The following is a 5,346-nucleotide window of genomic DNA, read 5'->3' as shown; positions in this document are numbered from 1 at the left end:
GTCGTCGACGGTCCCTTCCGTGCCGCGCCCGGCGACCGGCGCGGCCACCGACGTCTCCTCGCCCGCGCCCGCCCGGGCGAGGACGGCGGCAAGAGCCGCGTGGAGCACCATGAACAGCGTCGCCCCGTGCTCGCGGCCCAGCTCGATCAGCCGGGCGTGGCCGGCGGCGTCGAGACGCCGTACGACCGTCTCCGCGTGATCGGGACCGCGACCGGGATCGTGGGCGTGGGCCGCCGCCGCATCGGGCGCGGGCAGCCGCGGCCCGCCCGGCGCATGCGCCAGCACATCGCGCCAGTAGGCGAGTTGGCGCTCCGCGAGGCCACCCGCCAGCCGCTCGTGCTGACGGCGGGCGAAGTCCGCGTACCGCACGGGGAGAGGGGCGGACGCCACACCCGCGTACGCCCGCGACAGATCGCGGAACAGCGGCGGCAGCGACCACCCGTCCGTCGCGATGTGATGCATGACCAGCAGCAGCGCATGCTCGTCGGGGCGACCCCGTACGCCGAACAGGACACCGTGCACCGGAAGTTCGGAGGCCAGATCGAACCGGTGGCGCGCCGCCTGCGCGATGCGCCCCTCCAGTTCGCCGGCGTCCACGGTCACCCGGCGCAGCAGCGGCTCCGCCTTAGGGTCTGTCCGGTGGATCTTGCTGGGCTCGCGACGCCCTGCGACTCCGTCTCCTGCTCCCCCTGGGCCCTGCGGGCCCGGGAGGTGCCCCCAGTCGTCAGTCGGCATGGCTCCGCCATGACTCTCCCCCTGCCTTCGGCGGGGGGACCCCATCCTCCGCCTTGGACCCGAAGCCGCATCAGTGACATCAGCCGCTTCGCGGCGGGCGCTCGCTGATCCAGCCTGATCCACCGGACAGACCCTGGCCGCGTCCCGCACGCGGGCCACCGGCTCCCCGTCCACCTCCTCGAACACGGTCCGCAGCGCCTCGTGCCGCGCCACGACCTCGCGGAGCGCGGTGCCCAGCGCCTCCGCGTCGACCGTCCCGCGCAGCCGCACCAGCATCGGCATGTTGTACGCGACCCCGGCGTCGATCCGGTCCATGAACCAGAGCCGCCGCTGCGCGTACGACACGGACGGCGCGTCCGTGCCGCCCGGTGCGCTCCGGCCGAGCGGTTCCGCGGCGGCCGCGACCGCCGCGCCCTCGATGTGCGGTGCGAGCCGCCCGGGCGTGGGTGACTCGAACAGCGTCCGTACGCCGACCTCGGCGCCCAGCGCCGTCCGGATCCGCCCCAGCAGCCGAGCCACGAGCAACGAGTGCCCGCCCAGCGCGAAGAAGTCGTCGTCGGGGCCGACCGACGGCACCCCGAGCACCTCGGAGAACAGCCCGCACAGGGCCTTCTCCGTCTCGCTCGACGCCACCGCGGCCCCGCCGTCCACGGCCGTACCGACCACGGGCCCGGGCTCCGGCAGCGCCCGCCGGTCCAGCTTGCCGTTCGCCAGCAGCGGCAGCGCGTCGAGCAGCACGAAGGCGTCCGGCACCATAAAGTCGGGCAGCAGGCCCTTGACGTGCTCCCGCAGGCCGGCCGCTTCCGGCCGCGCCCCGTCCCCGCCCGGCACCGCGTACGCCACCAGCCGCTTCTCGCCGCCGTCCTCGCGTGCGACGACAGCAACCCGTGCCACGCCCGGATGGCGCGCCAACGCCGCCTCGACCTCGCCCGGCTCGACCCGGAAGCCGCGGATCTTCACCTGGGCGTCCGCCCGCCCCACGAACTCCAGCACCCCGTCGGCGCGGCGCCGCACCAGATCCCCGGTGCGGTACATCCGCCCGCCCGGCGCGGCACCGTACGGATCGGCCACGAACCGCTCGCACGTCAGCCCGGGGCGCCCCGCGTACCCGTGCGCGAGCCCGGCCCCGGCGGCGTACAGCTCGCCGGTCACCCCGTCCGGCACCGGCCGCAGCCGCTCGTCGAGGACGTGGATCCGCTTGCCCGCGAGCGGCCGCCCGATCGGCACCGCCGCCGCCCGGGCGTCCTCGGCGGTGATCCGGTGGACGGTGAGGAAGACCATGCCTTCCACGGGCCCGTATCCGTTGCTGAGCCGGAGCTCCGGCCACAGGTCCATCGCCCGGGCCACATGCGCGGGCGACAGCGCCTCGCCCCCGACGATCACCTCGCGCACCCCGGCCAGCGCCTTCGGGTACTCGTCGACGATCACATTGAAGAGGCTCCCGGACAGATACAGGGAGGTGATGCCGTGCTCGGCGACGAGCCGGGCCATGACGACCGGGTCGGGCCGCTGCCCCGGGTGCAGCACACACGTACCGCCGTTCAGCAGCGGCCCCCACAGCTCCAGCGCGAAGGCGTCCCAGGAGACCGGCGCGCACTGCAGCCAGACCGAGCCGGGCCCGAAGGCGGCGAAATCCTGGCCGGTCAGGGTTTCGGCGACGGCCCGGTGCGGGGCGACGATGCCCTTGGGCCGACCGGTGGACCCAGAGGTGAACATGACGCAGGCGACATCGTCGGAGCCACCTCCGTCGCCACCTCCGTCGCCACCACGGCCCCCGGCGCCTTCGTCGGAGATCCCGGGGTCTTCACCGGAGGTCCCGGCGCCCTCGCCGGAGATTCCGTCCGGCCCCACGACCACGTCGACCCCGGCGTCCGCAGCCATGGCACGCAGCCGCTCCTCGGGGAACTCCGGGTCGAGCATCACGTACCCGGCCCCGGCCTTCAGCACCCCGAGCAGCGCCACGACCATCTCGGTGCCCCGCTCCAGCCGCACGCCGACCAGCGACCCGCGGCCCACCCCGTGCCCGGCGAGCAGTGCCGCCATCCGGCCGGCCCGCGCGTCGAGTTCGCCGTAGCCGGTCCGTTCCTCACCGAAAACCAGAGCCGTACGTTCCGGCCCCCGCGCCGCCTGCTCCTCGAAGAGCTCGTGCACGCGCTCCATCCCCACCTCCACACCTTCGCTGTTCAGCGGGCGTCCCCCGACGCCGGGCCCTGAGCCTTGGGATCCAGGTCCGGGAGCAGTACGTCGATGTCCCGGATCGTGCGCCGGGCCAGGCCCCACAGCGCCACGGCGATACCGCACACACCGGCCAGGAACAGCATTCCGGCCATCCCGCTGCCCGGCTCGTCCCCCACCAGCGGCCCGAGCACCGTGAACACCCCTGTCCCGGCGGCCGCCTGCGGTTCGAAGACCGCGTCGGCGAGCGGCCCGGACACGGCCGTGGCCACGGGCACCGAGATCTGCGACAGGAACATCACCGCGCCGAAGACCCGCCCGTGCCACTCCTGCTCGACCTTGGTCTGCACGATCGCCTGCATGGAGCCGTTGATCAGCGGCATGATCAGGGCCCCGACGAGAATGGCCGCGCACCAGCCGATCACGGTGTCCGACACCGCCATCGCCACCTGCGCCGACAGGCACATGCCGATGATCCCGAACATCATTCCGCGGCCCCGGTTCCTGGGCCCGCCCCACGCCGCCATCAGCAGCCCGCCCGCGACCCCGCCGATGCCGATGGCGGTGTTCACGGCGGCCAGCGCGGCCGGGTCGTTGCCGGTCCGTGCCAGCACCATCGGCTGGACGGCGGCGAAGCCGAACACCATCACGAGGTTCACGAGACAGAAGTTGAGGATCAGATCGCGCAGGCTGGGGTAGCGGAACAGATGGCGTAGTCCGGCGACCGCCTCGCGGCGCAGCTTCGGCCTCGCCTTCCCCGGCGCCGCGGGTTCCGGCCGCTCCGCGCTCAGCCGCACCAGACGGATGGCGAGGAGCGCGAAGGCGAAGCTCAGCAGATCGGCCCAGAGGATGAAGCCGAGCCCGGAGAAGGCGACCAGCACTCCGCCGAGCGCCGGTCCGCCGACCTCGGCGGTGCTCTTGGCGCTGGCCAGCATGCCGTTGGCGCGCTGCAGCTGGTCCCTTCTGACGAGTTGGGGCACAGCCGCGGCCATGGCGGGGAACTGGAAGGCCGCGGACACCCCGAGGAGGGCGACGGCCGGATAGATCTCCCAGGTCCGCAGGCCGTCGAGGAAGTGCAGCGCGGTCAGCGCACCGACGACGGCGAGGCCGCTCAGATCGGCCAGTTGGAGCGCGGCCCGTCGGCTGCAGCGGTCGATGATCGCCCCGGCGAAGGGGCTGAAGAGCACCTGCGGCAGGAGCGCGCACAGGGAGAGGACGGTGACCGCCGTCGCCCGTTCGTTCGTGGACCAGGCCTCGATGATGAAGGTGAAGCGGAGTACGGAGTTGCCGACCAGGGATACGACCTGGCCGCTCCATATGAGGGTGAACGGCCCCATTCCCGCGAATCTGCGAGGAGGGCGAGCTTGTGGCTCGGTGGTGCCGTCCTCCACAGGTAAGGACTTGCGCATGAAGACCCCGACGTCCCTTCGGTGTTGGTCATCACCGTGCTCTCCGATGCGGGCGCATTCGAACCTTTGCACACATCATGAGATCCGATCAAGGGCCTTCATAATCCCCAACACCCCTGCCCACGTGGGCCGATACGACCTCAGCCCATTGCTGACCGCACCGACTTCACGAACGTCTGCACGAATCCTTCACGGGTCTCCGTGTCGACCAGATCCAGCGAAAGATACGGATTCAGATCCTCCAGCTCGACCAGCAGCAGCCGCCCGTCCTCGTCCCGGCACGCGTCCACCCGCTGGATCCCGTACTCCAGTCCGTTCCACTCGACGAAGGCCCGCGCGAAGTCCAGATCCGCCGCGCTCGCCTCGTACCGCTCCAGCTCCCAGCGGCGCTCGGGCCGGGGCGCGTAGAGCGCGTACTGGAAGGCGCGGTCGACGAAGTAGAACGACACCTCGTAGCGGAACCGCACCCGCGGCTGTACGAGGATCTCGCCGAACTCCACCCCGGCCAGCTCGTCCCGGCTCACGAAGGCGAGTCCCTCCGAATCCGCCCCGAGCACGGGCTTGACGACGTACTCGTCGGTGTCCGGCAGCCGTCCGCGGTCCGCCTCCCGGTCGACGGTCGGGATCACCGGGTATCCGGCCGCGGACAGGGCGGGCAGATAGCCCTTGCCGGCCATGTCTCCCTTGCCGGTCAGCGGGTTGTAGACCCGTACGCCCTCCGCGAGCGCCCGCTCCCGGAACGCGTCGTAGGCGTCCTGGTAGTGCATGACGGGCCCGCTGTTGCGGACGACGACCAGGTCGAACGCGCCCATGAGCGTCTCGGCGTCCCGTGGATGGCACAGGGCGAGCGGGACGTGCTCGCGCAGTCGCGAGGCCAGCTGGATGTCCTCGTCGCAGTACCGCCGCCCGCGCGCCTGATAGGCCAGGTCGGTCACGTACAGGACCCGACCCCTGCTCTTCGCCACGTCCATGCCTGCTCCCACCGATCGAACACCTGATCACCCGATCATCATCGACCCGGCCGCCG

3 protein-coding genes are annotated in these 5,346 nt (G+C 72.3%); all 3 read right to left on the bottom strand.

Annotation, left to right across the window (positions count from 1 at the left end; genetic code table 11):
• Positions 1-2,895: amino acid adenylation domain-containing protein (locus tag ACWGI8_RS38580; protein WP_453668104.1), on the bottom strand; the 2,895-nt coding region annotated here is incomplete at its 3' end.
• A gap of 23 nt (positions 2,896-2,918) precedes the next feature.
• Positions 2,919-4,247 carry an MFS transporter gene (locus ACWGI8_RS38575; protein WP_453668103.1) on the bottom strand — a complete coding sequence of 443 codons (1,329 nt, stop codon included), beginning with the start codon at positions 4,245-4,247 and terminating at the stop codon, positions 2,919-2,921.
• A 212-nt stretch (positions 4,248-4,459) separates the two neighbouring features.
• The gene (locus ACWGI8_RS38570; RefSeq protein ID WP_453668102.1) at positions 4,460-5,290 is read right to left on the bottom strand and encodes a hypothetical protein; all 831 of its coding nucleotides are present in this window, start codon (positions 5,288-5,290) and stop codon (positions 4,460-4,462) included.
• Between the last annotated feature and the right edge of the window lie 56 nt (positions 5,291-5,346).

The organism is Streptomyces sp. NPDC054841 (assembly GCF_053611045.1).
Note: the sequence above shows the minus strand (reverse complement) of the source record. Positions and strands in the feature narration are given on the sequence as shown.

Coding starts and splice junctions, on each gene's coding strand:
- ACWGI8_RS38575 (WP_453668103.1), bottom strand. CDS start 4,247: ATGGGGCCGTTCACCCTCATATGGAGCGGCCAGGTCGTATCCCTGGTC.
- ACWGI8_RS38570 (WP_453668102.1), bottom strand. CDS start 5,290: ATGGACGTGGCGAAGAGCAGGGGTCGGGTCCTGTACGTGACCGACCTG.